Consider the following 26,376-nt stretch of genomic DNA (forward strand, 5'->3'; position numbering starts at 1 on the left):
AGTCCGGCTACGAAGCGACGACAGCCAGTAGCGCTGCGCCAGCGCGTGATCTTCTACTTGGCCAAAGCATGGCTTTCGTCGCCTGACGATCTTGACCGTCGAGCACCCAAAGAAAAAACCGCGCAAACGCGCGGCTTTTCACATATGCCCTGCAGTCTGTCAGCTTTTGCGCTTCAGCCGGATCAGGCCGGAGATGTCGTCGTCGCCATAACCCTGGCTCATCAGTTCCGCATAGTCCGCTAGCGAGCGTTCGATGACGTTGCGACTGGTGCCTGCGTTCTCCGCAATGCGACGCACGATGCCGAGATCTTTGTGCAGCAGGCCCAGTTTGAAGCCGACGCTGAACTCGTTACTCAGCATGGTGGCACCACGCTTTTCAAGGAACCAGTTGCCAGCCGCGCCCGCACCGAGCGTGGGCAGCAGGCGTTCCGGATCAAGGCCGAGTGCTTCGGCGAGTGCGAGGCCTTCGCACACGCCCTGCGCAATGCCAGCAACGAGCACTTGGTTCACTGCTTTGGTCGCCTGCCCGGCGCCAACGTCACCCAGGTGCGTGACGCGCAGCGCGTAGGCTTCCAACACTGGGCGTGCGCGTTCGAGTACATCCGCCTCACCGCCGACCATCACAGACAGCTTGCCGTTCTTTGCGCCTTCCACGCCGCCGGACACGGGGGCGTCGAGGAAATGCGCACCCACCGCCGCCAGCTTGGCCGCGGCCTGCTTGGCGGTATCCGGCGCAACGGTGGAGTGATCCACCACGATGGCGCCCTTCTTCAGATGCGGCGCGAGTGCATCGACGGTATTGAGCACGTCGGCATCGGCGGTAACGCACAGCGCGATCACGTCGCACTGCTGGGCGATGTCCGCCAGCGACGGTGCGGCAACGCCGAGTTCCTTCGCCACCGCATCCGCATTGGACTGCGTGCGACTGGCGACGGCATGAAGCAGGCCGTGCGCTTTGAGATGGCCGGCCATCGGCGTGCCCATAGCGCCGAGTCCGATAAATGCTGCCTTGATTGTCATGGATGTTCCTGCAGGGTCAATCAATCTTCACAGTGGACGTCATGCGTCACGAAGGGGTGTTCAGGCGCCGGCTTCTCGAACCACTGCGGTTCTTCCAGCGTGCACTGCATGTCTTCCATGCCGCTGCTCCAGTGCTGGCGCATGCTGTCGACGCTGAACTCGTAATCCTTGTAGTGCCCTTCGTACGGCTTGTTTCGGTAGATCAGGTGGAACAGGTTCACCACGGCGCTGTTGGAGTAAACCTCCGCCTGACGGTAGGCGTGATGCTTGCGCTGGTCTTCCGGCACCAGCGCCATCAGATCGTGAAGTATGCGCTGCTGGCGCTGGCGTTGCGCCATGTATTCGGTGATCAGGCGCGTGCGGCTGGAGTACTGGATGTCCTTGGCGCGCGATGTGACTTCGGCCAGGTCGCGCGGCACCTCGCCGCGAGAACTCCACAGGTCAACCTGGAAGACCAGCGAGTCACGACACGAGGCATCCGACAGGACTTTATACAGTGGCGTGTTGGAGACCATGCCGCCATCCCAATAAAACTCACCATCGATCTCGACGGCTGGGAACCCCGGCGGCAACGCGCCGGACGCCATGAAATGCTCAACGCGAAGCTCGCCTTCGGTGTTGTCGAAGTACGCGAAGTTGCCGGTACGGATGTTGACCGCGCCGACCGATACGCGCATGGCGGTCTTGTGGTTGATGCGGTCGAAATCGACCAGACGTTCCAGCGTGGTCTTCAGCGGCGAGGTGTCGTACCAGCTCGCGGTGGTCGGCGATGCGCGCCACGGCCACAGTGGGAACGGCCGAGGCGTGAAGAAGCCCGGCTGGCCTTCCACCAGTGCGCGCCACGCGGCCCAACCGCTTACGCCGTTCTGCCACGGCAACTCCCACGCGCTAGGGTCGAGCGGCGCTGTGGGCCAGACGGGGAACAACGGTGCACGGGTGATCGTCTGCCAGAATTCGCGCAGCCGCTCGACGCGATGCTCGGGCGCATTACCGGCAATGACGGCCGCGTTGAGCGCGCCGATGGAGATGCCGGCGATCCAATTGGGATGGATGCCGGCTGCGTCCAGCGCTTCGTACACGCCGGCCTGATACGCACCCAGCGCACCACCACCTTGCAGCACCAGTGCGGTGGTTTTGTATTGCTTATGGAGCTGTCGCAGCTGGTCTTGATCGGACAGCTTCGATGCCGGCGAGTTTTTACGGACGTCCATACGCATCAGCCTCAGCTTAGTCAGCCAAATAGTCGTACACCACCGTGCCCAGGTCGAGGGTCAGGTCGGTAATGAAATGCATCGCAGACTCCACCTTCAGTACCGGCAGCTCAGCCACCGGTGCCAGCGCGTGGGGATGCAGTTCCAGCGCGCCAGGGCCTGTCCAGGCACCCTTGAGCGTGACATTGGTGGTGTAGTAACGGACCAGCTCGCAGATGCGCGGCGTGCCATCCACGTGCGGGATGATCTTGAGCAGGAAGTTGGGCGCGGCCAGCGAAGCCAGTACGGCCTTCTCATCGGCCGGGCGATGCTTGAAGCCCATGGTGCCCTTGGCCACGCGCACTTTGCCGTAATCGAGCGTGCCGACCAGGGTGTCGATCTCGGTCTCCAGCACGGGGCTGGCGAGTTTCTTGGGAAAGCCCCACAGCTCACGGCCACCGGCGATGGGCGGATGGTCGTTCAGATACATGGAGTGCACGTAGCCGCCGTGCTGGCCCTCGAAGCTGACCGGAATGACCTGACCCGATTCGGTGTAGTCGCCGAAACCGGTAGAGTCGGGCATGCGGATGAATTCGTACTTGACCAGCGGTTCGGTCACTTGCAACGGCTCGGGCACCACGGCGCGCAGCGCATCTATGTCCGTGCGATAGGTGATGACAAGAAACTCGCGGTTAACGAAGCGGTAAGGCCCCACGGGAAACGCGGGGCTGGTCAACGGCATGGCGAAGGCGTTGGCCTTCACGTCGGCAATCTTCATGGCAGCAGTGCTCCTGGCAGCCCGCCCGCACAGCGCATGCTGGCCCGTGCGGACCGGTATCGATGAGATACAGCGGGTGACCCCGTCCGGCTTCGCCGGACGGGGCGTGGCGACTTACTGCATGTACCAGCCGTGGCTCACGACGATGGACTGCCCCGTGAGCGCCGCCGACGGGAACGTGGCGAGGTAAAGCGCCGTCTGCGCGATGTCGTCCACCGTGGTGAACACGCCATCGACGGTGTCCTTGAGCATGACGTTCTTGATCACGTCAGCCTCGCTGATGCCCAGCTCTTTAGCTTGCTCGGGAATCTGCTTTTCCACCAGCGGCGTACGCACGAAGCCGGGGCAGATCACGTGCGAGCGCACGTTGTGGGCGGCGCCTTCCTTCGCCAGCGTGCGGGCCAGGCCCAGCAGGCCGTGCTTGGCGGCGACATAGGCGGACTTGAGCTTGGACGCTTCGTGCGAATGCACCGAACCCATGTAGATCACGATGCCGCCGCGATCGTCCTTGTACATGTGCTTGAGTGCAGCACGTGTGGTGAGGAAGCCACCGTCGAGGTGGATGGCGAGCATCTTCTTCCAGTCGGCGTAGGCGAACTGGTCGATCGGGTTGATGATCTGGATGCCAGCGTTGGAGATCAGGATATCCAGGTGACCGAACTCGGCAACGACTTTGTCGGTACCGGCGTTGACGGCAGCTTCGTCCGTCACGTCCATGGCAACGCCGATGGCCTTGCCGCCTGCCGCATTGATCTCGGCTGCGGCAGCATCAGCTGCCTGTTGGTTGATATCGGCGATGGCTACCGCCGCGCCATTCTTGGCGTAGAGCTCGGCAATTGCCTTGCCCAGGCCGCTGGCTGCGCCAGTGATGAGTGCCACCTTGCCGTCGAGACTTGCCATAACCACTCCTTTCGATGGGGATCGGGGGAAAGCAAAAACGGAATCAGGTTGTAGGCTGCGCGGCCTGTCCGTCTAGACGGACAGGCTGACACAGCTTGTAGGCGCGCATCTATGCGACGAATGGACAGCTTGAGCGCTGCCTGGCTCGTAACCGTTTAGTGCGCGCCTTCAGACAGGTACGTATAGCCGGTCAATCCTTCGTTCAATGTGACGAATAGCTGCTCTGCCGACTCCCCTTCCACACCCGCCGCGGCGATGCGCTCGCGATAGCTGTGACGCAGGGCGTCGAGGTCGTAGCCAACGTAATCAAGCATCAGGTCGGTGGTGTCGCCACGACGCTTGTGCGCGAAAACATACGAATCGCCATCGACGCGCACATTCACCGCGTCAGTGTCGCCAAACAGGTTGTGGATGTCGCCCAGCGTTTCCTGGTACGCGCCAACCATGAAGATGCCGAGGCGGTAGCTCTCGTCTTCCTTCAACGCATGCAGCGGCAAGCTCACGTCTACACCTTCGGCATCAACGTAATCGTCGATGCGGCCATCGGAGTCGCAGGTGAGGTCGACGATCACGCCGCGGCGCGTGGGCTCTTCGTTCAGCCGCGCAATGGGCGCGATCGGGAAGATCTGGTCGATGGCCCAGATGTCCGGCACGGATTCAAACACGGAGAAGTTGACGAAATACTTGTCGACGAGCTTCTCGTCGAGTTCGTCCATCGCTTGGCGATGCGAGCGCTCGGCGGGCAACAGGCGCGTGCGCACGGCATTGGTGATGGCGTAGTACATGTCATCGAGGCGCGCACGGTCTTCCAGATTCAGCTGGCCGAGTGCGTACAGCGTCTGGCCTTCAGCAAGGTGGTGCTGCGCTTCGTGAAACAGTTCCAGCGCGGGGCGCTGGTCCAGCTCGTCCCAGGTTTCGCGCAGGCGGCGCAGCACGGCCGGCTCGTGTTCGTGCGCGTACGGGATGTTGCCGACGGGCACTTCTTCCACCTCGGTAACGTTCACCACCATCACGGCGTGGTGCGCGGTCATGGCGCGGCCAGCTTCGGTGATGATGTGCGGCGCGGGCAGATTGGCTTCCGCCACGGCTTCTGCCAGCGACTGCACGATGGTGGAGGCGTACTGCTCGATCGAATAATTGATGGAGTTGTGGCTGCGTGAGCGCGAGCCTTCGTAGTCCACGCCGAGGCCGCCACCCACGTCAACGATGTCCAGCGGCACGCCGAAACGCTTGAGCTCCACGAAGTAGCGCGTGGCTTCGCGCATGCCGTTGGCGATGTCGCGCACGTTGGAAATCTGCGAGCCCATGTGGAAGTGCTGCAGCTTCAGCGTGTGCTTGAGACCGGCCCGATCCAGGCGCTCCACCAGCGTGAGTACTTGGCTGGGTGACAGACCGAACTTGCCCTTGTCGCCGCCGGTGTTCTGCCACTTGCCCGCGCCGATGGAGGCCAGGCGCACGCGCACGCCGAGCAGGGGCTCGACGCCCAGCGCCTTGGATTCGGTGAAGACGTGATCAAGCTCGGACAGCTTCTCAATCACGATATGCACGCGCAGCCCGAGCTTGCGGCCGATCAGCGCGAGGCGAATGTATTCGCGGTCTTTGTAGCCGTTGCAGATCACGATGCTGCCGGGGCGTGCCATCGCCAGCACGGCCATCAGCTCCGGCTTGGAGCCGGCTTCTAGGCCGAAGCCGTGCTCGCCCGCGGCGACCAGCTCGCCGGCCACGCCGCGCTGCTGGTTCACCTTGATCGGATAGACGGCCGTATAGCCACCCTCGTAGCTCCATTCGCCGATGGCCTTGGCGAACGCATCCTGCAAACGCTTCAAACGGTCAGCGAGGATGTCTGGAAAGCGCACGAGCAGCGGCAAGCGCAGGCCTTCGGCGCGGGCGCGGTCCACGATGGCCGGCAGCGACAGGGCCGGGCCCTTGGCGCCGTGCGGACGCATCACGATATGGCCAGCGTCGTTGACGTCAACGTAGCCATCGCTCCAATGCGGGATGGCGTAGGTATGGCGGGCAGCGTCGATGTTCCAGTGCTTCGACATGGAGGGTTCCTTGTTCTGCGGGTGTAACACCCTGGACATGTCGTCGCAGCGGCGAGCCTTGACGAAACAAAGCCGGCTGGCCGGAAGCCTCGCACGCCGCGGGGCCAGGCCGACTTAAGAACCGCGGGCAAGCTGGCGCGGCGGTTCGGACGGCTATTGTAACGGCCTCTTGTGACAATGTGCCTAAGATTGGGGTCCCCGGCCGCCCCGGGACCCCGTTCGGCTACAATTCCCGTTCTTTGAACCCATCGATCGTCAGGAACATCCCCATGTCGCAGCACCCTAGCTGGTTCACCGAAGCCCACCAGGCCTCCGGCTCCTCCATTGGTTACCGCGTGGAGAAGCTGCTGCACGCCGAGAAGACCCCGTTCCAGACCATCGAGATCTACCAGACCACCGATTGGGGCAACCTGATGGTGATCGACGGTTGCGTCATGCTGACCAGCCGCGACAACTTCCTCTATCACGAGATGATGACCCACCCGGCGTTGTTCACCCATGCGCGCGCCAAGCGCGTGGTGATCATCGGTGGCGGCGACTGCGGCACGCTGCGTGAAGTGCTCAAGCACGAGGAAGTGGAGCACGCCGTGCAGGTGGAGATCGACGAGCGCGTGACACGCCTCGCCGAGCAGTACTTCCCGGAGCTGTGCGAATCCAACAACGACCCGCGCGCCGAGCTGCTGTTCATTGACGGCATCAAGTACATGGCCGAGGCGGAGCCGGAATCGCTGGATCTGATCATCGTCGACTCGACCGACCCGGTCGGCCCGGCCGAAGGCCTGTTCAACGCCGCCTTCTACGCCAGCTGCTACAAGGCCCTGCGCCACGGCGGCATCCTGGTGCAGCAGTCGGAATCGCCGATTGCTCACCTGGAGCTGATCAAGTCCATGCGCTCGGCGATGCGCACCGCCGGCTTCACCGCGGTGAAGACCCTGCCGTTCCCGCAGCCGTGCTACCCCACCGGCTGGTGGAGCTGCACCATGGTGCGCAAGGGCGGCGACCTGGCTGGCTTCCGCGAACGCGGCGCGCTGAGCAAGAACTTCCCGACCCGCTACTACAACGCCGATATCCACAAGGCGGCGCTGGCCCAGCCGGAATTCATGCGCGAAGCGCTGGGCGAGTAAGTCCATCTGTTTCAACGAAAGCCCGGCGTGGTCTCCATGCCGGGCTTTTTTGTGCCTGACGCAGTGCCTCAGTTATTCAGAACAACGTCTGCCGTGCCTTGGGCATCAGCACCAGCACCAGCGTGGCCAGCGGGCCGAACACCAGCGACAGCAGGAACCACAACAAGCCGCTACGGTTCTTGCCCTGGGCCAGACCGGCGTTGATCAGCGCCAACGTGCCCCAGCCGACGAACCAAGGGGCGGCGCGGCCGTCGGCCAAAAAAGAAATGTCGTTCACGTAGTCTTCTCCTGTGCTGCGCAGGATGACGTGTCACCCCGGGGCGTCGCAAAGCGGCCATGCTAACAAGGCTGGGCGCGTTCTCCCGCCCCACCCGTCCAGCGGATCAGGCGAGCTTAATCCTTGGGCGTTATCCTGATTGTTGGCTTTGTGTAAGGACCACTCGATGCTTGGACGCCGCCTCCTCCCGTTCGCCCTGCTGCTGGCCGCGACTTCCGGCCCCGCTTTGGCGGCCAAAACGCCCGCCAATCCCGATCTGCAGGCGGATCGGCACAAGGCGCTGGTGCAGTATCAAAAGGATCTGGTCAGCGTGACCGCTCCGCAGGCGGACCCGCTGCCGCTGATGGGCGCCGCCCTGCTGGCCCGGCCGCTGCAGGACCAGCCGGACTTCAACAGCTATCACGCCCTGATCGACCGGGCCTCTGCGGCCGAAGGCGCAGGCCCGGAAATTAGCTGGGTCCGCCTGAGCGACTGCGATGCCAAGGGCGATGACTGCCCCAATACCGACGCACTGGTCAAGCTGGTGCAGCAGGCGCCAGACAATGCGGCCGTATGGCTGCTCAAGCTGGGCCAGGACATCCGCGACGGCAAGAACGACGACGCCCGCCAGGATCTGGCCAAGGCCGCCTCGGCCAAGGCCTATGACGACTACACCGGCGCCACCCTGAAGGCGCTGGCCAATGCCGTGACCACCCTGCCCCCACCGGCCAATGTGATGGGCCCGCTGTCGGCCATGAACGGCGCCGACGTACAGCTGACCCTCGTGTTCGGCCTGGCCGAAGGCCAACCCCAGCCCGCGCTGCAGGCCACCTCGCGCCTGTGCGAGGACAACGCCGACAAGGCCAGCGTGAAGGCCGACTGCCTCAAGCTGGGCAAGCTGCTGGAATGGGGCTCCAGCCCGTTGGCCCGCTCGTTGGGCCTGCACCTGCGTGAAGTGCTGGCCGACGATCCGGCTCAGCAGGAAGACGCCAAGCACCTGCGCCGCAACTTGGTCTGGCAGGTGCAGAGCTTCTCGCAGCTCTCCCTGCGCGCCAAGGGCGACACGGCCGTTGCCCAGCACCTGCTGAAGCTGGCCCGCTCGGGCGGCACGCAGATGAGCCTGGTGCTGACCGCCCTGCATGACTTCAACATGCCGGTGGACGCACCGTCCGACTGGGATCCGTCCAAGGGGGGGCTGATCCTGTGGATGCAACGCAAGCGCGAACATCGTTTCGCGACGTTCGTGCTTGCGCTCGCTCCCCGACCATCGTGTAGGCTGAGTCCCGGCTTGGACACTGGGGCGGCATCATGCTGACGGTACTGGTAGCAAGCAGCAAAGGCGGTTGCGGCAAGAGCACGCTGGTCACGCAACTAGCCTCTCACTGGGCGCAGGATGGCAAGCACACGGCCATCGTCGACGCCGACCGGCAACAATCCGGCTTTCGCTGGGCGGCCAACCGCCCCGACAACGTTCCCGGCGTGCTGGCCATCGAAGGTGGCCGCAGGGCGCTGGAAAAACTCCCGCCCGATACGCAGCGCGTGCTGATCGACACGCCGGCCGGCTCGCAAGAGCGCGACCTGGAGCCTTATCTGGAAAAGGCGAACGTGGTGCTGGTACCCGTACTGCCGTCAACCTTCGATCTCGATGCCACGTTCGGTTTCCTGGAGGAACTCCGCCAGGTCAACCGCATCAAACGGGGGAAGCTGCCCGTTGGACTGGTCGGCAACCGTCTCAAGCCGTGGACCAACGCCAGCCAGGACGCCATGAACCAACTAACCGAGCAGGCGCCGTTTCCGCTAGTGGCACAACTGCGGGACAGCCAGGCCTATGTGTTGCTGGCTGCCCTCGGCAAGGGCATCTTTGATTACGCTTCGGAAAACGTCCGAAGCCACCAGGAGGACTGGAAACACCTCCTGCGCTGGATCAAACGCCAGCATTGATTGTGTGCCACAAAGTGGCACTAACTGGGAGCCAAACATGCACGAACTCATCCTGTTGCGACACGCCGAAGCTCAGCCGGCCACCTCCGGAGCCAACGATCAGAACCGGCGCCTGAGCGGGCGCGGAGAGCAAGAGGCGAAGGCCGCCGGAAAGTGGCTGGCGTCGCACGGGGTAAAGGTCGACCGCGTGCTGTGCTCGCCGTCCGAACGCACCCGCGCCACTGCCGAACTCGCGCTCAACGCTTACGGCAAGGCGCCGGCCACCGAGTTTGCCGATGACATCTACGAGGCCACGCCCGGCGAGCTGCTGGCCCTGCTCGACCAGTACGGCGATGCCGGCACGGTGATGCTGGTAGGGCACAACCCCGGCATCGAACGGTTGGTGGCCCTGTTGGTCGAGGGCCGCTCCGACGAGTTCCGTGGCATGCCGCCCGGCGGCTTGGCCGTGCTTCACCTCAACGGCACGCTCGAACCGGGCAATGCGCGCTTGGATGCTTTCTGGTCCCCATGACGTTGCCTATCGCTAGCTGTTGCCTGCTGCTGTTGCTGCTGATCATGCAGCCGGCGCAGGCAGCGGACTACCGTATCGACCCCGCACGATCCCACGCCGATTTCGGCGTCAGGCTGTTCTGGCTCAGCCAGATCAGCGGCCGCTTCGAGGAAATCGACGGTGACGTGACCCTGAGCCAGCTGCATGACACCGCCACCGTCGATGCCCGCATCACCGTGGACAGCATCCACATGGGATCAGACCGCATTCGCCGTTGGGTGCTGACGCCAGAATTTTTCGACGCATCGCGCTTTCCTTCGATCCGATTTGTTTCCGAACCCATTTCGCTGGCGATGCTGGAGAAAGGTGGCGACCTCGGCGGCACGCTGACCTTGCGTGGCGTGACCAAGCCGGCGCATTTCGAAGTGCTTCCCTCCCACTGCCCGCTGGAAGCACCGCAAGAGTGTGTGATCTCCGTACGCGGCACGATCCAGCGCAGCGATTTCGGTATGAGCGGTCATCGCACGGCCATTTCCGACCAAGTGCAGTTGGGCATGATGATCAGCCTGGATTACGCCCGGCGTTAAGCAGGAATAGGAACGTTCTCCCGTATCATCCGGCGATGCGCCAGCGCTGGATCGCCGTCTCCCTTTTGCTTGTAGCGATCCTGATTCTGTCGGGATGTAGTGTGTCGCCCACACGCATCCGCCGAGCCGACGCTGTCGTAGCGAGCGACACGCAACGCCAGCTCAACTGCGACCGGGAAGATCACTGCCCCGTCGACTCACCACTGCTCGACGCCGCCCAACAGGCAATGGCCGATTCCACGCCCAACGAACCGGTACACGTGGTGACGCTGCTCAACGACAGCGAAGCGGCGATGGTCGCGCGGCTCAATCTGATCCGCGCTGCCCAGCACAGCATCGACGTGCAGACCTACATCTGGGATCAGGACGACGCCGGCCAACTGATGCTCAATGAGCTGATCAAGGCGGCGCAGCGCGGCGTGAAGGTGCGCATCCTGGCCGACCAATTGTTCTCGTTCGGTGACCCCGTGCTGCTGGAACGCCTCGCCACGGTGCACCAGAACCTGGAGATACGCCTCTACAACCCGACGTTCCACAAAGCGCAGACCTCGGTGGCGGAGTTCAGCGCGAGCATCGTGTGCTGCTTCATGACGTTCAACCAGCGCATGCACAACAAGTTGCTGCTGGTGGACAACTTGATCGGCATCACCGGCGGGCGCAACTATCAGGACCGTTACTTCGACTGGGATAACGACTTCGATTACGTCGACCGCGACGTGATGGTGGGCGGGCCCGCAGCACGCAAGATGGCGACAAGTTTCGAGACCTTCTGGAAGCACAAGCGCTCAACGCCGCTCACGCATCTAAGCGATGTAAACCGCCGACTGCTGGACGACAACCATCCCGGCCCACTGCCCGAGCCCCACTACGCCCATCCGCAGCGCGTTGCGCGTGTGCAGGAGGAAGCCGGCGACGGTGGCTGGATCGACGACGTGCTGGTGTCCGACACGCTGCGCACGGGCCGCGTCGACTTCTTTAGCGACCTGCCCGCCAAGACGGACCAACCGGACAAGCGCAGCGCCCACGAATTCACCGCACATCTCATGCGCATGGTCGGCGCAGCGCAGCACGAGGTGGTATTGCAGACGCCGTACCTGGTGATGAGCGATCGCGCCAACGCGATCTTCGAGCGGCTGCACAAGGGCGATTCGCCACCGCGCATCGTCGTGTCGACCAACTCGCTCGCGTCCACTGATGCCTTCGCGGTGTATGCGCTCTCGTACAAGCACCGCAAGCGCTACCTCAAGGATTTCGGCTTCGAGATCTACGAGATGAAGCCGCGCGCGGAAGGACCAGCGGAAGACAACGCTGAATCGGCGGCCGACGACGGCCCGCCGCCGCCCTTGCAGGGCGGCGCAACCCCGCCACGCCACGTCGGCAACGAACGCGGCCTGCTTGGCAGCCGCAGCAGCGGTCGCCGCAACCGCCCTGCGCCACTGACCACACCGGGCCGCCGCTTCGGCCTGCACGCCAAATCCATCGTGGTGGACGACGACTTCGCCATGGTCGGCTCGCACAACTTCGATCCGCGCTCGGACCACTACAACACTGAAGCGGGCGTTATCGTGTACGACGCGCGCTTTGCCAACGAACTGCGCGACAGCATCCTGCGCGACACGCAGCCGGAGAACGCATGGGTGATCGCGCCACGCCAGCAAAGCCGCCTGAGCATGGCCATCGGCGATGTCTCGGCAAGCCTGCCGGTGTTCGACCTGTGGCCCTACCGCTACGCCACCGGCTACGACCTCAAAGCGGGCTGCACGCCAATGCGCCCCAGTGATCCGGGCTTCTTGAGCTGCTACACGCCGGTTGGCGATTTCCCCGATGTCGATGTGTCGCCCAAGCTGATCTACACGCGTTTGATCACGGCGTTTGGCGCAGGCGTGCAAGGCGTGCTCTGACCCTGCGCTTCTACCGAGACGGTACAGGTGTGTCGTCGAATCGCATCACCAGCCGGCCGCTCAAGCCATCGGGATGATCACCCGGCACCGCGAAGCGCCAGCGTGCCACGGTGCGTAGAGCACGCTCGTCCAGCTCTGCATTGCCGCTGGATTCGCCCACGGCGGCATGATCAACGCGGCCTTCGCCATCGACAGTGAGCTGCAACACCACGCGCCCGCTGGCAAAGGCCGTCCGCTGCAACCACGACGCGGCCAGCGGCGGCATCTCGACGGGCGTCAGCATGGGCTCGGTTTCTTCAGGGCGTAGAGGCGCCGACGTCGCCACCGCCACGTGGCCGGAAGGCGCAGGCGGGCGCGAATGACGTCGCAGCATCATGCGTACCTTGTCGGTGCGCGAAGCGGGCGTGCCCGGTGGCCCCGCCCAGTCGCCGGTGAGTGTGCTCAGCCACGCCGTACCGGCCACACCGATCGCCAGCGCGAGCAGGCTCAGGCTGACGGTAGTGCGCAGACGAAACATCGGAAGGACGGTGACGAGCGAACCCGCTCAGCGTTCGAGGATGGCGGTGACGCCCATGCCGCCGGCAGTGCAGATGGAGATCAGGCCGCGACCCGAACCCTTCTGCTCGAGCAGCTTGGCCAACGTGGCGACGACGCGCGCTCCGGTGGCCGCGAACGGATGACCCGTGGCAAGGCTGGAACCGTTGACGTTGAGCTTGGCCGGATCGATCGCGCCCAGCGGCTGGTCAAGGCCGAGGCGCTGCTTGCAGTAGTCGGCGCTTTCCCACGCGCGCAGCGTGCACAGCACCTGCGCCGCGAAAGCTTCGTGGATCTCGTAGAAATCGAAGTCCTGCAGCGTGAGTCCATGGCGGGCGAGCATGCGCGGCACGGCCACGGTCGGCGCCATCAGCAGACCTTCGCCGTGCACGAAATCGACCGCGGCGACTTCCGCATCACGGAACCACGCCTGCACCTTCAGGCCGCGCTTGGCTGCCCACTCCTCGGTGCCCAGCAACACGGCAGCCGCGCCGTCGGACAGACCGGTGGAGTTGCCCGCCGTGAGCGTGCCGTGGCCGGAGGACTTGTCGAAGGCCGGCTTCAGTGAGGCCAGCTTGTCCATGGTGCTGTCCGGACGCAGAAAGCCATCGCGTTTCAAACCGCGGAAAGGCACCACCAAATCCTCGAAGAAACCGGCTTCATAGGCGGCGGCGAGCTTGTGGTGGCTGTCCAGCGCCAGCTGGTCTTGCGGCTGGCGCGCGATGTGCCATTCCTTAGCCATCTTTTCGCAGTGGTCACCCATCGACATACCGGTGCGCGGCTCGGCCACGCCCGGGAACGCCGGCTTGAGTTCCTTCAGCGAGAAACCCTGGGTAGCGGCACGCAGCTTGTCCTGCCAGCTCTTGGCGCGGTTCATGGCAAGCAGGCGCTTGCGCAGGCGCTCGCCAAGCACGATCGGCACGTCGCTGGTGGTGTCCGAACCGCCGGCGATGCCCGCTTCGATCTGCCCGGTGGCGATCTTGTTGGCGATGATGATGGCGTTGTCCAGCGAGGTACCGCAGGCACGGGCCGTGGTGATGGCCGGCGTGGTGGGCGCCAGACCCGAGGACAGCACTGCCTCGCGGGCCAGGTTCCACTCGGACGAGTGCTTGATCACCGCACCCATGGCCACTTCGCCCAGCTCCTGGCCATGCAGGCCATACCGCTCCACCAGCGACCCAAGCACCTTCACCGACATGCCGAAATTACCGACATCGGCGTAGGCAGTGTTGTTACGGCAGAACGGGATACGTACGCCGCCGATCACACCGACGCGCTTGAGCGTGTTTTCCATGGCTGGAGCAGTCCAAGATCTGAAAAAGCCGAGTCGTCAAGGCTAACCCGCTCTGATACGGCGCGGAAGCCCAAAACCCCTCAAATGCTAGAATTCAGTTCTTTACTGTTCGGGTTCGTGATCCGTGGAAGCACAAACGCTCGTCGCCCTCCCCGCGGTCCTCGCGCTGGAGCTGTCCGCCGGGGACGCGCCCCCACGCCGCACGCTGAGCCGCGACGAAGCCGCCGAGCTGGCGGCGCTGATCGCCGCCGACCTGCATACGCTGGTGCCGCAGGTGGATGAAGCCCGCCTTGCCGTGGCCGGTGCGTTGTTCGACACCGTGGAGCTGCTGCGGCCCGGCTTCCCCGTGTGGGCCACGCTGGACGAACTGGCCCGTCGCGTACCGCGCGGCCATATTGAGAACGTGGTGGCCTTTGGCACCCATGAAGGCCACATGCCCGCCCAGCCGCTGGAACCGGAGGCCGCGTTTGCCGATGGCCCCATGCGCCTGCTACCGCTGTCGCTGCTCGCGCCCGAAGCGCTGGCCGAAAGCCTGGCGGAGAAGCTGGAAGTGGAGCTGGTGGGTCGCGGCGAAGCCGGTGCCCGTACCGCCGACTGGCTGATGCGCACACTGGGCGTGCGCCTGGAACATGTGCGCTACCTCAGCCGCAACGATCTGCTCGCGCTGACTTGCGTGCAATACGAGCACGTCAACCTCGCGCCGCTGTGGACGCTACTGGAAGCCGCCCTGCTCACGCCGTATCGCGACGAATCCACACTGAGCGCGCGCGGCCTCGCGCTGCGCTATCACGATGGCAAAGTCGAAGCGCAGTCGCCTGCAGCGTGGCTTCGTGGCCAGTCCGGCGACATCAGCCAGCGCGCTCACGATTTCGCTGGCGCGGTATTTGAGCTGCGCCAGTACGCCGCGCTGCTCGATGCGCATCACCTGCCACTCACATTGACCGATGGCGAAGCCACCCCCGGTTACTTGCTTGAGACTTTCGGCGACACCGACGCGGGTTACGACGCACCTGCGCTCTATGCCCACGAAGCGCCCGGGTTGGGTGTCGTGGCAGTGACCTTAGCGCAGCGCGGCGATGGTGGTCGCGCGCGCGTCCTCGCGCACGGCTATCCCCTGCATCCCAAGGCATTGGGTCCGCTCGTGGCCCAACTGTCCGACAGCTACGGCATCTCACCGGATCTGCACGCACTGGGTTGCATCCTGTTAGACGCGGAAGGTCAGCTGGGGGCGCCTGCCGAGGCACTGCACTGAAGCGCTGCATAAAGGATTAACGCGACCCGGCGCAACACGGCCGGAACCACTGCACGGCCGGCCTCACTTAGCGCATGATGCGACGATGAGGCGCGGGGGTGCGCCAGCGGGCCGTAACCCAGATGCGTCAAACCGATCACGAGTTCGTCCCTGCGGGAGGCGAGGCCCACTGGCCCGCCCATGTACTGGAGGGCGCGCCTGCTCTGATCACCTACATCGATCAACACCGGCGCTTCCGCTTCGCCAACACCACTCACCGCGCCTGGCTCGACATCGACCCGGCGTGGATGATCGGACGAACCGTCGACGAGGTACTCGGCGACTCGAACCTGCAGCGCGCCGGCAACTGCCTGGAGCAGGCACTCGCCGGGGAGCCTGCGGTGTACGAGGGCGAGCTGCTCGCCGGTTCGGCACGCTGCTATGTGCATGGCAATTTCCAGCCCGATCTGGACGAAGACGGCCACGTACGCGGCGTCTTCACGGTGTTCATCGACATCACCGCAAGGCATGCGCTGGAACTGCAGCTGCGTGAAAGCGAGCAACGCTTCTTCGGCGCTTTTCAGCATGCCCCCATCGGCATGGCCCTGGTCACCACCGAAGGCCACATGCTGCGGGTCAACGCCGCGCTGTGCGACATGCTCGGCTATAGCGAGCAGGAGCTGCTTACGCGTGCCCTGCCCGACCTGACTCACGTCGACGACCTGCCCGCTTCGCGCGAACTGTCGCGCGCGCTGCGCGAAGGCCGGCGCGAAACCTATCAGCTAGAGAAGCGCTACATCCATCGCGACGGCCACGTCGTGTACGTGCTGCTCAGCGTATCGCTGGTGCGCTCGGCAAATAATGGCGAGCCCTATCACGCCGTTGCGCAGATCCTCGATATCAGCCAACGCAAGTCCTATGAGGAAGCGTTGTTCCGCGAGCGCGAACTGGCCGAGGTAACGCTGCGCTCCATCGGCGACGCCGTCATCACCACCGACCTGCGGCACCAAGTGACGTCGCTCAACCCCATCGCCGAGGCGATGACGGGCTGGAGTCAGGCCGAGGCGGTGGGTCGCCCGATGAGCGAAGTGTTCCGCCTGATCGACAGCCGCACCCGCGAACCCCTGCACAGTCCGTTGCTGGATGCGATTTCGCGCGATGCCATCGTCGAACTGAAGGGCAACGCGGTGCTGCTCCACCGCAACGGCTTCGAAACACCCATCGAAGATTCGGCGGCCTCCATCCACGATCACGCCGGCAGCGTCATCGGCGGCGTGCTGGTATTCCACGACGTGAGCGAGACGCGCGCCCTGGCGCTGAAAATGGCGCACTTGGCCCAGCACGACACGCTCACCGGCCTGCCCAATCGCAGCCTGCTGCAGTCGCGCCTGGAGCAGGTACTGGCAGCGGCCGTGCGCCGCCACGACGAAGCCGCACTGCTGCATATCGACATCGATCATTTCAAACAGATCAACGACGCGCTCGGTCACGCTGCGGGCGACGAACTGCTGCGCGGGTTCGCGGCGCATCTGCGCCACCACCTACGCAACGAAGACACCGTCAGCCGCATTGGCGGCGACGAGTTTGTGGTGCTGTTGTCCCATGTAGATGGACGCTCAGGCGCCAGCCAGCTGTGCGAAAAGCTGATGCGCCTGTGGCAACAATCGCCCGCCAGCAAGATGGGCGAGTTCAACATCACCTTCAGCGTGGGTATCAGCGTCTATCCTGACGATGCGGTCGACGCCGAGGCCATGCTGCGCAACGCCGACGTCGCCATGTACGAAGTAAAGATGAAGGGGCGGGACGATTACCGCTTCTTCACCCCGCAGATGAGCGAACTGCCCGCCGCGCGTCTACGCATAGAGCAAGACCTTCGCCGCGCGCTCAAACGCGGTGAATTGAGGCTGCACTACCAACCCAAGGTGGATGCACGCACCGACGCTATCGTCGGCGCCGAAGCCTTGCTGCGCTGGCAGGTCGATGGCCAGGACGTGTACTTGCCCGACCAGTTCATTCCGGTGGCGGAAGAATGCGGGCTGATCGTACCCCTCGGCGAATGGGTGATACGCGAGGCCTGCCGCCAGGCGGGAGAGTGGTATCGCGCGGGCAAGCCCATCGTGGTGGCGGTGAATGTCGCCGCGCCGCAGTTCCAGCATCCAGGTTTCCATGCCACGCTCAAGCAGGCGCTGGATGACGCGCAACTGCCACCGTCACTGATCGAGCTGGAACTGACCGAGCGCATGGTGATGTCGGCCGGTGATCAGAGCCGCGCCCTTATGCAAGGCATCAAGGATCTGGGCGTGAGTCTGGCACTGGACGACTTCGGCACGGGTTATTGCAGCCTTTCGTACCTCAAGTATTTCCCCATCGATGCGCTGAAGATCGACCGCACCTTCGTGCGCGACATCGCTAGCGATGCGGACAACGCCGCCATTACCGACGCCATCATCACCATGGCGCGCGGGCTGGACATGAATGTGGTGGCCGAAGGCGTGGAAACCACCGCGCAGGCCGAGCACCTGCGGCGCGCCGGATGTTCCCTGTTGCAGGGCTTCCTGTTCGGCACAGCCATTCCGCCGGAAGAGTTCAGCCAGCACCTGTTGGTGGCGTGAGGCACATCGATCGCGCCATGGCCGGTCAGAACTCCGCTTCGTACATGAAGTAGTGGCACCGCTCCATGCCGAGCCCGGCGTAGGTGCGCTGCGCGCGTTCGTTCTCCGTCTCCACGTACAGGCGCAGGCCCACTGCACCGGCTAGCGCGGCGCGTTGCTTGGCCTCTTCGTAAAGCTGGCGGAACACGCCTTCGCGGCGCGCGGACTCCGCCACGTACACGCTCTGAATCCACCAGAAGTCACCGGCGCGCCAGTCGCTCCACTCGTACGTCACCAGCAGGCAACCCACGGGTTCGTTGCCACGCTGCGCCACCAGGTAGAACCCGCGGCGCGGTTCGTCGAACACGGCCGTGACACCGCGCTCAAGTACCGCGGAGTCGAGCGACTTGTGTTCGGTTTCCCACGCCATGGCGAGATTCCATTGCGCGATGTGCGCAATATCGTCACGCGTGGCGGTACGAATGGCGATGCTCATGGAGTATCTCTCATGACTTGGATGGCCGACGCACACGCGACGAGCCCAGTTTCCGGGTAAGCGTATTGCGGCCCACTCCCAACGCGGCAGCGGCATGCTGCCGATGGCCTTCGTTGGCTTCCAGCGCCACCTGCAGCAGCGTCTGGTCCAGCGCTTCACGAGCGCGCGTGTGGATATCCACCTCGCCATCCGCCAGCGCCTGGGACACCCACTCGCGCAACGCGTCGGTCCACCCGCCGGCCGTGCTACCCGCGTTGTTCGCACCGAGATCGGAGGCGAGGATCTCGTTCCCTGGGGCGATCACGGCGAGGCGGCGGCACAGGTTTTCGAGCTCACGGACGTTACCGGGAAAGTCTCGCTGCCCGATCGCTTTCAGCGCGGCCTTGGAGAAGCGTTTCGGTGGCAGGCGCAACTCCTGCGCGGCGCTGGCGAGGAAATGCTGCGCGAGCAATGGAATGTCGCTGCGTCGCACGCGCAGCGACGGGAGCTCAATGCGCACCACATCGAGGCGGTGTTTCAGGTCGGCGCGGAACTGACCCGCCGCCACGCGCGCATCCAGATCCTGGTGAGTGGCCGCGATGATGCGTACGTTGCCACGGATCAGTTCGCGGCCGCCCACGCGATAAAACTCGCCGCCGGCCAACACGCGTAGCAGACGCGTCTGCAGCGCCAGCGGCATGTCGCCGATTTCGTCGAGGAACAGCGTGCCACCTTCGGCCTGCTCGAAGCGCCCGGCGTGACGACGCGTGGCACCGGTGAACGCGCCGGCTTCGTGGCCGAACAATTCGCTTTCCAACAATTCACTGGGAATCGCTGCGGTATTGAGCGCGACAAAGGGTTTGTCTCGACGCGCACTCTCCTCGTGCAGTGCGCGAGCCACCAGCTCTTTGCCGGTGCCGGTTTCGCCCGTCACGAGCACGTTGAGGTCGCTCGCGGCCACGCGCCCGATGAGGCGGAATACTTCGCGCATCGCCGGGCTTTCGCCAAGCAATGCATGTGTTGGTGCGGGCGGTTCCACTGGCGCGGCTGCAGCAGAAGGAACGTCCGCCAGCGCGCGTTGCACGGCGGCCACAGCCTGGTCGAGATCGAACGGCTTAGCGAGATAGTCCACCGCACCCGCGCGATACGCTGCCGCCGTGGTAGCGACGTCGGTGAAGGCGCTCATGACGATCACCGGCCCCACGCCCTGCGCCTTGAACGCGGCGACCAGCGCGAGCCCGCCTTCGCCAGGCATGCGCACGTCGGTCAGCAGCAACGCGGGGGATGATGCGCGCAAGGCTGCGCGTACTTCTTCGGCGTCGCCAAATTCGCGCACTGACAGGCCCGCATCGCGCAGCGCCTCGGCCAGCACGAAGCGGACGCCGCGATCGTCGTCGGCGATCCAGATCTCGGAACCAGACTCAGTCGTCATGGGTGCGCCCCATCGGCAAATAGAGGGAGAACGTGGTTTCGCCGGGACGACCGAGATGGCGCAACTCGCCACCATGCTCGCGCGCAATCTCGCGCGCCAGGGCCAACCCCAGCCCGCTCCCGTCGGCACGACCGGAGACCAGAGGTTCGAACAAGGTGTCGCGTAGTTGCTCAGGCACGCCCGGGCCGTCGTCGATGACATCCACGCGCAGCGCCATGCGCATCACGCGCTCGCCCAAGCGCACAGCGGCTTCTGCCCGCGTACGGAACGTCAGCGTGCGTGCGCCGGCTTCGATGGCATTGCGCGCCAGGTTGAGCAGCAATTGCAGCAGTCGGTCCGCATCGCCGTAGATGTCCGGCAGGCTCGGGTCGTAGTCGTGGCGCAACATTGGCGGCACCGGCTCGGCCTGCAGCAACTCGCCCAGGCGTTCGAGTTGTTCGTGGATATTCACTGGCCCGAGCCGAGCTGCGCCATCGTGGCGCAACAGGCGATTGGCGAGCGCTGCCAAACGATCCGCCTCGGCGATCACCAGCCCTGCAAGGTTGCGCAGTTGTTCGTCATCGACGCGCCGTTGCAGCAACTGCGCCGCGCCGCGGAGGCCGGCGAGCGGGTTCTTCACTTCGTGCGCAAAGCCGCGCAAGGTGGCCGAGAGCGGCGTATCCGATACCGCTGGTGGCGCCAACGCGTGGACTTCCAGCAGTAATTCACCGCTGGCCAGCCGCTGCATCGACACGTCCACCCGCGATGTCGAGCCACGTAGTGACGGCACATCGATACCGCGCAACTGGTGTGGCGACGGCTCCTGCAAGGCGCGCTCCGCCAACGCCATCCATTCGGGACGATGCAGCAACACCGCCAGCGACTGGCCCACCGCAGTGCGCGGCCCGATATCCAACAGCTCCGCCAGCGCGGGATTCACCCACAACAGGCGCAGCCGCGTATCCGCCAGCGCCACTCCGGTCGCCAACGGCTCCGCCCATGTCCGCGCCGTATCGTTCATTGCACCATCATGGACACTGCGCCGACATGGTGCAATGGTGTTTTTTTAGGGGCACGAGGTGTCGGGAACCCAATGGCTGTCAGTAGTACCAAATTCCTGTCAGAGCACTTAAATCATGTCAGTAGGGTTCGGTTTTGTCCCTTCAGCCGTCGCAGACCGGCACATGTTGAAATCCACATTCCAGCCCGCTGCGTTGGGACACTGGCAGAAAAAGGCCCGCAAGGGGGAGCCTGCGGGCCTTTGGTCATCCATCTCTTACGCTGCTTAAGCAGGGAGGGGAGGCCCGGCTAAGCGATGGGACTGATGTCTCACGACATGGAATAACTATACTCTTTAGTATATTAATAAAGTGTAACTTGGTCGGACCCTAGTTCTCGCGCAGCTAGGGCTTGCCGGCTGAGACGTTGCTGCATCGCGAACTCGGCTTTGCACATCGAAGACACTGCGCTCGGCGATGCGCACGCGTTCATGCGGTCAACGAAAGCATGGTTTCGCCCGATATCGATTCCGCGAAGCCGGGCGTATATCTACTTGTCCGCCACGGTCTATGCAGGGTGGCCCATCGACATCATCTGCTTGCGCAGGCTTGTCCAGCCAACCACAAGTGACAATGTCGCCACGACAAGTGGCGGCACAGCATGCCCGTATTCGCTGTGGATGATGACAGTCGCTAGAGCGGCAAACATGACACTGCAGCCGAGCACCGAGCCTAACAGGCGACTTGGCGCTCGCAAAAGCAAGATCGCAGCAGCGAGTTCCAGCGATCCGGTCACGAAGTGGAACCAGCGCGGGTAGCCCCATTTCAGGTATTCCTCGTAGATGGATCCCGGGGCGAAGATGTTGCTGAGTGAACCCACGACGAAGAAAGCGGCAAGCGCGAAAGGTAAGACTTGCCGCCAGGAGATTTTGGACATGGGTCTGGCCTTGGATGATGAGTCTGCTGACGATCCGCGGAACTACGCTGTAGCAGCCTTCTGAGCCGCCATGAAGACATCGCGAGCCGACGTCACGCCCGCAACGTGCTCCGTACCCTCGACTCCGAGATCCATCCAGCCCGCGTTGATGGCATCAAACATGGTTTCGGCCGGCCCTGTCTGACCCTTCGGAATGCCAAGCTGCTCGAACGCTGCCGGCCACCCGGCTCGCGGGATAGCAAAAGCTTTGACGTCGGCCTTCAAGACGTCACCCAACTGTGTCGCTACTTCATCCGCGCTGACCATCGAACCGAGCTCGATGATCCGATGCCCCAACCATGTCGGCCCGGTCAGAAGCGCAGCGATCTTGGCACCGGCATCATGGGTCGCGACCATCGCCGATTTTCGATCGGTCGGGTTGTAGTAGACGGGTAACGTGCCACCTTGGGCCACATGCAAACCGTAGAGGAAATTTTCGAAGAATCCGCCGGCGCGCACATAGGCAATGGGTAATGTCAGGTCGCGAAATCCTTGTTCCAGAAGCGACAGGGCCGTGATCATTCCCAACCCGCTGGTTCTGTTCGCACCCATGGATGAGAGTGCGACCACCCGCGGCGGTGCAGCCTGCGCAAGCGCCCCGACGTAGTTTGCAATGACAGCCCTCGCTTCTTTGTAATCAGGTGAAGGGGCCCATACCGCGGGCAACATCACAAACGCGCCTTCGATATCTCTGAGCGCCATCTCCATGGCGGCCGAATCATTCCAGTCGCCCTCTACCACCTGCACACCTTGGTCGGCCCACTTCGCTGCTTTTTTACGACTCCGCACGAGCGCACGTACTTCTTTGCCTTGCGCCAACAGGTGTTTCGCAGTGGCGCCGCCCACTTTTCCCGTAATTCCCATGACTAAAAACATGAGCGTTGTCCTTCATCAGTTCGATGGCCCACGGTATCCCGCGCGCTACTATTCGACTACGAGGTACATTCGGAACGGGCTGTGTAGATGAACTTAACAATCGCTCGAACCCATCTGGATGGGCTTGTCATGTTTTTGACCGTAGCGGAGTGCCAAGGCTTCCGCGCTGCGGCGCGGCACCTCGGCATTACGCCGTCCGCGGTCAGTCAGGCGATACGCAGCCTGGAGGAACGGGTTGGAGCGCCCCTCTTCTCCCGTACGACACGAAGCGTCAGGCTGACCGAAGCGGGCGAACGCCTGCTTGCCCACGCGCGCCCGGCGATCGACATGCTCACAGCAGGGTTGGATGCCGCGAGTGGCTTGGGTGGCGAGATTACCGGTCGACTGCGCATCAATGCGCCCAGGCCGATCTTGCCCCTGCTGGTGAATCGCTTGCTGCCTGACTTTCTTGATGCTCACCCGAACGTTGAACTTGAACTGGTGGGCGAAGATCGACCGATCGACATCGTCGAAGAAGGTTTCGATGCGGGGATACGTCTCGGAAATTTCGTCCAGATCGACATGGTCGCGGTGTGGCTAACGCCACCCGAGCGCTTCGTCGTCGTCGGCTCCCCGGGCTTGTTTCGGAAGCATGGCCGGCCGACGTCTCCGCGTGATCTGCAGAATTTCCGTTGCATTCTGCTCCGTCAGTCCGTGCGAGCGCTCGATCATTGGCAATTTGTCGTCGATGGTCAGCACACCACGGTGGGTGTCGAGGGGCCGCTCGTGATCAACGACATCGAGGCCTGCATTCACTCAGCGCTGAGGGGTGTCGGGCTCTTCCAATTGCCGTATTCGCTGGTGATGTCGCATCTTGAAAGTGGAGATCTGCAGACCGTGCTCGAACCTTATTGTGAAGAGGTTCCGGGACTTTCCCTCTACTATCCAAGCCGAAGTCAGTCACTGCCAAAACTTCGCGCCTTTGTCGATTTCGCCACCCAGCGAATGCGAAGAGCGTTCAAGCCGGGCGATTACCTGCCGAATCCCGTGTCCTGATCTGGCCGTTATCAACCTGCGACGCATGGAACGTCTAAACCAACTTTGCTGATCCGCACCGGCATGAAAGTCGGCGGCGACAGACGTTGGGTCTAAACGGCACACAAAGTCTGTGTCCTGGGGCCGCCAAAGACACAGACTTTAGGTCCCTAAAACGTACGGACTATGGAGCTCTGCCCATCGGCGGTCGGTCAGTACTTTGCGCGGATCGTCAGCATGAAGCTCCGCGGCGCGCCGTAGAAACCGCCTGCGGCGTAGAAGCTTTGGTAGTAATGGCGATCCAACGCGTTGTCGATCGTCGCAGTGACATTCCAGTACGGGTCGATGCGATACCCCACTTGCAACGATGCGGTCGTATAGCCCGGCGCGCGCACGTTGCCGCTGGTCCAACCGCTCGACGCCAACAGTCCCGCACCGATATTGAACCCGCGCAGCGTTTCGTTCTGGAAGTGATAGTTGCTCCAGATTTTGGCGTTGTGTCGCGGCGTGATGGCAGAGAGGTTCGCTTCGTCCTGCTCGGTGCGGTAGTGCGGGTCCAGATAGGTGTATCCCGCACTCAAGTCCCAACCGGGTAGCGGTGAACCGCCAATCTCAGCCTCGGCACCGTTCATGCGAACCTCGCCGGCCGCGCTGTAGAAGAAGATGTCGCTGGAGTAGTAGGCGCGGTTACGGTCCTTGAGGTTGAACAACGCCATCGATGCGTTGAGCTTGCCGTCGTAGAACTCACCCTTTGCACCGATCTCGTACTGGTCACCGGTGCGCGGCGGCAACGGTGAGCCGCTCGCCGTCAGTTGGGACTGCGGCACGAAGATCTGCGAGTAACTTCCGTACAACGAGATCTGGCTATTCAAGTTGTAGATCAGTCCCGCATAGGGGGTGAACTTGTGATCCACACCGCCCGGGTCGCGCGGCATGTTCGGCGTGGTGCCGACGTCGGCATTGCCGCTGAATGTGTGGTAGTTGCTCACGCGGCCACCCAGCACGAAGGTGAGCGGGTCCGTGATGCTGAAACGCGCCTGGCCGTAGATCCCGTATTGCTCGGTACGCGTCTGGTAGTTGCCCGCCAGCGGAATCGACGGTTGCGGCAACTGCACCAGCTGGAAGATGTCAGTGCTACCCCAGGCCTCATTGGAGTACTGGTCCTGCGTCTTCACTTCGTCGTAGTTCATGCCGACCAGCAGCTGATGCGTGCGACCGAACAGATCGAACGGCCCGCTTGCATTGACATCGGTGGAGAGCCAATTGAAGCGTGTGTTGTCCCTCAGCGGGGAAGTAACTCACGTCGTTGGTCACCGGATCGATCGTGCTTGGCAAGCCGATGTAGCGCGCGTCTGCGTCGCTGGAGCGATAACGCGCGCTCACGCGCATGCGCCAACCACCATCGAAGAAGTGATCGAGCTCGGCAAAGGCCTCTCGGGTGTTCTGGTTGCTGCGCGTCCAATCGGGAAACGGGTTGGTCGAGGGCGACAGGTTCAACAGCGCCCCGGTGCTATAGGCAGGGATGGCCGAGAGGATGCCGTGCGTCTCGTCGTGCTGCACCGTGCCCGACAGCGACAGCAGCGTACTTGCGCCCAGGTGGTATTCCAGGATGCCGTACAGCATCTGCGATTCATGATGTGAGTGGTCGTAGAACTGGTCGCTATCCGTATCGGCGATCACCATGCGGCCCTGCAGCGTTTTGTTTTGGTTGAGCGAGCCGGATACATCCAGGTCGCCGTGAAACTGGTTCCACGAACCCACGCTCAGGCCGCCCGACACCTGCGTATCTGCAGTGGGGCGTTTGCGGGCGAAGTTCACCAGGCCCCCGGGTTCGCCCGAACCTTCCAGCAGGCCGGCCGAGCCGCGGATGATTTCGATGCGGTCGTACATGGACAGATCGAACTGCGGCGCACCGACGTTGAGCGAACCACTGGAGGGAATGCCATCCAGCTCTGCGCCCAGCGCATAGCCACGGGCGTAGTAGCTGTTGTTGAGGTAAGGATTGGCGTTGCTCTGCACGGTGACGCCAGTGGTCTGGATCATCGCACCCTTGATGTCGTTGATGTTCTGGTCGTCCATGCGCTGGCGCGTGATCACGCTGACCGACTGAGGAATCTCACGCATGCTGTACTCGCCCTTGCCCAGCGTCAGCGCGCGCGTGGTGTACGAGCCGCTGCCGTCGGTGGTCGCGTTCTGCGATTCGGCGGTGACTTGGATCGTCGACAACGTGGTCAATGCCAGGGTGGTGCTGGCCTTCGTCGCGGACGTTGCCGGCGCGGCGGCATGAGTTGATGCGCTTGAGGATGGCGGTACGCGCACCAGTGAATAGATTCCGTGGCCGTCGGCGGTGGCCTGCCAGCCACTGCCAGCAAGCAGCTCGTCGAAGCCCTGCTGCGCGGTGTATGCGCCATGCAGGCCGGTCGAGGAAACCGGTGCCAGCTGAGCGGCATCGAACGACAGCGTGACGCCTTCCCTACCGGCGAACTGGCTGAGCACACGGGGTAGCGGCCCGCCCGGTATATCCACTTGCCGCGCCGTTGGTGTGAATAGCGAGGCGTTGTCCTGCGCATGGGCGGCATCAAGCAAGGGTATGGCAGCAAGGCAGCCGTAGAGGATGCCGCACAGTTGCTTAGTTAGGGTGCGTTTCGCCAGTTTGCTGGAGTGATCGAACGACATGGATTTTCCCGGACATGGATAGGTTCTCCAGTAAGGGCCGAACGAGCCACTCAAAAAGTGCAACTTTC

24 protein-coding genes are annotated in these 26,376 nt (G+C 63.5%); 9 read left to right on the top strand and 15 right to left on the bottom strand.

The window, feature by feature from the left end:
* Positions 1–159 precede the first annotated feature (159 nt).
* From DYST_RS14505 to speA, 5 genes are all read right to left on the bottom strand, one after another.
* Positions 160–1,020 carry an NAD(P)-dependent oxidoreductase gene (locus tag DYST_RS14505; protein ID WP_239946377.1) on the bottom strand — a complete coding sequence of 287 codons (861 nt, stop codon included), beginning with the start codon at positions 1,018–1,020 and terminating at the stop codon, positions 160–162.
* Between the two features lie 20 nt (positions 1,021–1,040).
* Positions 1,041–2,231, bottom strand: a complete 1,191-nt coding sequence (locus DYST_RS14510; RefSeq protein WP_239946378.1) for a DUF3734 domain-containing protein — start codon at positions 2,229–2,231, stop codon at positions 1,041–1,043.
* A 16-nt stretch (positions 2,232–2,247) separates the two neighbouring features.
* A complete protein-coding gene (locus tag DYST_RS14515; RefSeq protein ID WP_239946379.1) occupies positions 2,248–2,988 on the bottom strand; it encodes an acetoacetate decarboxylase in 741 nt (246 codons plus the stop codon).
* A gap of 114 nt (positions 2,989–3,102) precedes the next feature.
* Positions 3,103–3,888: a 3-hydroxybutyrate dehydrogenase gene (locus DYST_RS14520; protein ID WP_102302756.1), complete on the bottom strand. Its 786-nt coding sequence runs from the start codon at positions 3,886–3,888 to the stop codon at positions 3,103–3,105.
* Between the two features lie 155 nt (positions 3,889–4,043).
* Positions 4,044–5,933: a biosynthetic arginine decarboxylase gene (speA, locus tag DYST_RS14525; RefSeq protein ID WP_102302757.1), complete on the bottom strand. Its 1,890-nt coding sequence runs from the start codon at positions 5,931–5,933 to the stop codon at positions 4,044–4,046.
* Between the two features lie 269 nt (positions 5,934–6,202).
* Here speA and speE point away from each other — a divergent pair, with 269 nt between their 5' ends.
* Entirely contained in the window at positions 6,203–7,057 is an 855-nt protein-coding gene (speE, locus tag DYST_RS14530) for a polyamine aminopropyltransferase (RefSeq protein WP_102302758.1), read from the top strand.
* Between the two features lie 76 nt (positions 7,058–7,133).
* On the opposite strand, the gene DYST_RS14535 is transcribed toward speE, so the two are convergent.
* Positions 7,134–7,334 carry an antitermination protein NusB gene (locus tag DYST_RS14535; protein WP_102302759.1) on the bottom strand — a complete coding sequence of 67 codons (201 nt, stop codon included), beginning with the start codon at positions 7,332–7,334 and terminating at the stop codon, positions 7,134–7,136.
* Between the two features lie 166 nt (positions 7,335–7,500).
* On the opposite strand from DYST_RS14535, the gene DYST_RS14540 reads away from it, so the two are divergent.
* Genes DYST_RS14540 through DYST_RS14560 form a run of 5 tightly spaced genes read left to right on the top strand, consistent with a single transcriptional unit; the run spans position 7,501 to position 12,232 of the window.
* Positions 7,501–8,628, top strand: a complete 1,128-nt coding sequence (locus tag DYST_RS14540) for a hypothetical protein (RefSeq protein ID WP_239946380.1) — start codon at positions 7,501–7,503, stop codon at positions 8,626–8,628.
* Complete coding sequence (locus DYST_RS14545; protein ID WP_239946381.1) at positions 8,622–9,254, top strand: ParA family protein; 633 nt, start codon at positions 8,622–8,624, stop codon at positions 9,252–9,254. The genes DYST_RS14540 and DYST_RS14545 overlap by 7 nt, the downstream gene beginning before the upstream one ends.
* Before the next feature lie 37 nt (positions 9,255–9,291).
* Entirely contained in the window at positions 9,292–9,765 is a 474-nt protein-coding gene (locus DYST_RS14550; protein ID WP_239946382.1) for a SixA phosphatase family protein, read from the top strand.
* Complete coding sequence (locus DYST_RS14555) at positions 9,762–10,331, top strand: YceI family protein (protein ID WP_102302763.1); 570 nt, start codon at positions 9,762–9,764, stop codon at positions 10,329–10,331. Before DYST_RS14550 ends, DYST_RS14555 begins: the two co-directional genes overlap by 4 nt.
* A 35-nt stretch (positions 10,332–10,366) precedes the next feature.
* The gene (locus DYST_RS14560; RefSeq protein ID WP_239946383.1) at positions 10,367–12,232 is read left to right on the top strand and encodes a phospholipase D-like domain-containing protein; all 1,866 of its coding nucleotides are present in this window, start codon (positions 10,367–10,369) and stop codon (positions 12,230–12,232) included.
* A gap of 10 nt (positions 12,233–12,242) precedes the next feature.
* Here the strand turns inward: DYST_RS14560 and DYST_RS14565 are convergent, their stop codons facing one another.
* Positions 12,243–12,749, bottom strand: a complete 507-nt coding sequence (locus DYST_RS14565) for an energy transducer TonB (protein WP_239946384.1) — start codon at positions 12,747–12,749, stop codon at positions 12,243–12,245.
* A gap of 27 nt (positions 12,750–12,776) precedes the next feature.
* The gene (locus tag DYST_RS14570) at positions 12,777–14,060 is read right to left on the bottom strand and encodes an acetyl-CoA C-acetyltransferase (protein ID WP_239946385.1); all 1,284 of its coding nucleotides are present in this window, start codon (positions 14,058–14,060) and stop codon (positions 12,777–12,779) included.
* A gap of 124 nt (positions 14,061–14,184) precedes the next feature.
* Here DYST_RS14570 and DYST_RS14575 point away from each other — a divergent pair, with 124 nt between their 5' ends.
* Together DYST_RS14575 and DYST_RS14580 are read left to right on the top strand one after the other, a co-directional pair.
* The gene (locus DYST_RS14575; RefSeq protein ID WP_239946386.1) at positions 14,185–15,312 is read left to right on the top strand and encodes a hypothetical protein; all 1,128 of its coding nucleotides are present in this window, start codon (positions 14,185–14,187) and stop codon (positions 15,310–15,312) included.
* A 122-nt stretch (positions 15,313–15,434) separates the two neighbouring features.
* On the top strand, positions 15,435–17,903 hold the full coding sequence (locus DYST_RS14580; RefSeq protein ID WP_102302768.1) for a sensor domain-containing protein: 2,469 nt from the start codon (positions 15,435–15,437) through the stop codon (positions 17,901–17,903).
* 25 nt (positions 17,904–17,928) lie between these two features.
* Here the strand turns inward: DYST_RS14580 and DYST_RS14585 are convergent, their stop codons facing one another.
* From DYST_RS14585 to DYST_RS14605, 5 genes are all read right to left on the bottom strand, one after another.
* Positions 17,929–18,378, bottom strand: a complete 450-nt coding sequence (locus DYST_RS14585; protein ID WP_239946387.1) for a GNAT family N-acetyltransferase — start codon at positions 18,376–18,378, stop codon at positions 17,929–17,931.
* A 10-nt stretch (positions 18,379–18,388) separates the two neighbouring features.
* Positions 18,389–19,789 (bottom strand): nitrogen regulation protein NR(I), encoded by a 1,401-nt coding sequence (ntrC, locus tag DYST_RS14590; RefSeq protein ID WP_239946388.1) that lies wholly within the window; start codon positions 19,787–19,789, stop codon positions 18,389–18,391.
* Positions 19,779–20,789 carry a two-component system sensor histidine kinase NtrB gene (locus DYST_RS14595; RefSeq protein WP_239946389.1) on the bottom strand — a complete coding sequence of 337 codons (1,011 nt, stop codon included), beginning with the start codon at positions 20,787–20,789 and terminating at the stop codon, positions 19,779–19,781. Before DYST_RS14595 ends, ntrC begins: the two co-directional genes overlap by 11 nt.
* Before the next feature lie 545 nt (positions 20,790–21,334).
* Complete coding sequence (locus tag DYST_RS14600) at positions 21,335–21,703, bottom strand: DoxX family protein (protein WP_239946390.1); 369 nt, start codon at positions 21,701–21,703, stop codon at positions 21,335–21,337.
* A 42-nt stretch (positions 21,704–21,745) separates the two neighbouring features.
* Complete coding sequence (locus DYST_RS14605; RefSeq protein ID WP_239946391.1) at positions 21,746–22,618, bottom strand: NmrA family NAD(P)-binding protein; 873 nt, start codon at positions 22,616–22,618, stop codon at positions 21,746–21,748.
* A gap of 129 nt (positions 22,619–22,747) precedes the next feature.
* On the opposite strand from DYST_RS14605, the gene DYST_RS14610 reads away from it, so the two are divergent.
* On the top strand, positions 22,748–23,653 hold the full coding sequence (locus DYST_RS14610; protein ID WP_239946392.1) for a LysR family transcriptional regulator: 906 nt from the start codon (positions 22,748–22,750) through the stop codon (positions 23,651–23,653).
* 191 nt (positions 23,654–23,844) lie between these two features.
* Here DYST_RS14610 and DYST_RS14615 read toward each other — a convergent pair whose 3' ends face one another.
* On the bottom strand, positions 23,845–24,855 hold the full coding sequence (locus tag DYST_RS14615) for a TonB-dependent siderophore receptor (RefSeq protein ID WP_239952125.1): 1,011 nt from the start codon (positions 24,853–24,855) through the stop codon (positions 23,845–23,847).
* The gene (locus DYST_RS14620) at positions 24,779–26,308 is read right to left on the bottom strand and encodes a TonB-dependent siderophore receptor (RefSeq protein ID WP_239946393.1); all 1,530 of its coding nucleotides are present in this window, start codon (positions 26,306–26,308) and stop codon (positions 24,779–24,781) included. The genes DYST_RS14615 and DYST_RS14620 overlap by 77 nt, the downstream gene beginning before the upstream one ends.
* Between the last annotated feature and the right edge of the window lie 68 nt (positions 26,309–26,376).

It is taken from the genome of Dyella terrae (assembly GCF_022394535.1).
Classification (GTDB): Bacteria; Pseudomonadota; Gammaproteobacteria; order Xanthomonadales; family Rhodanobacteraceae; genus Dyella.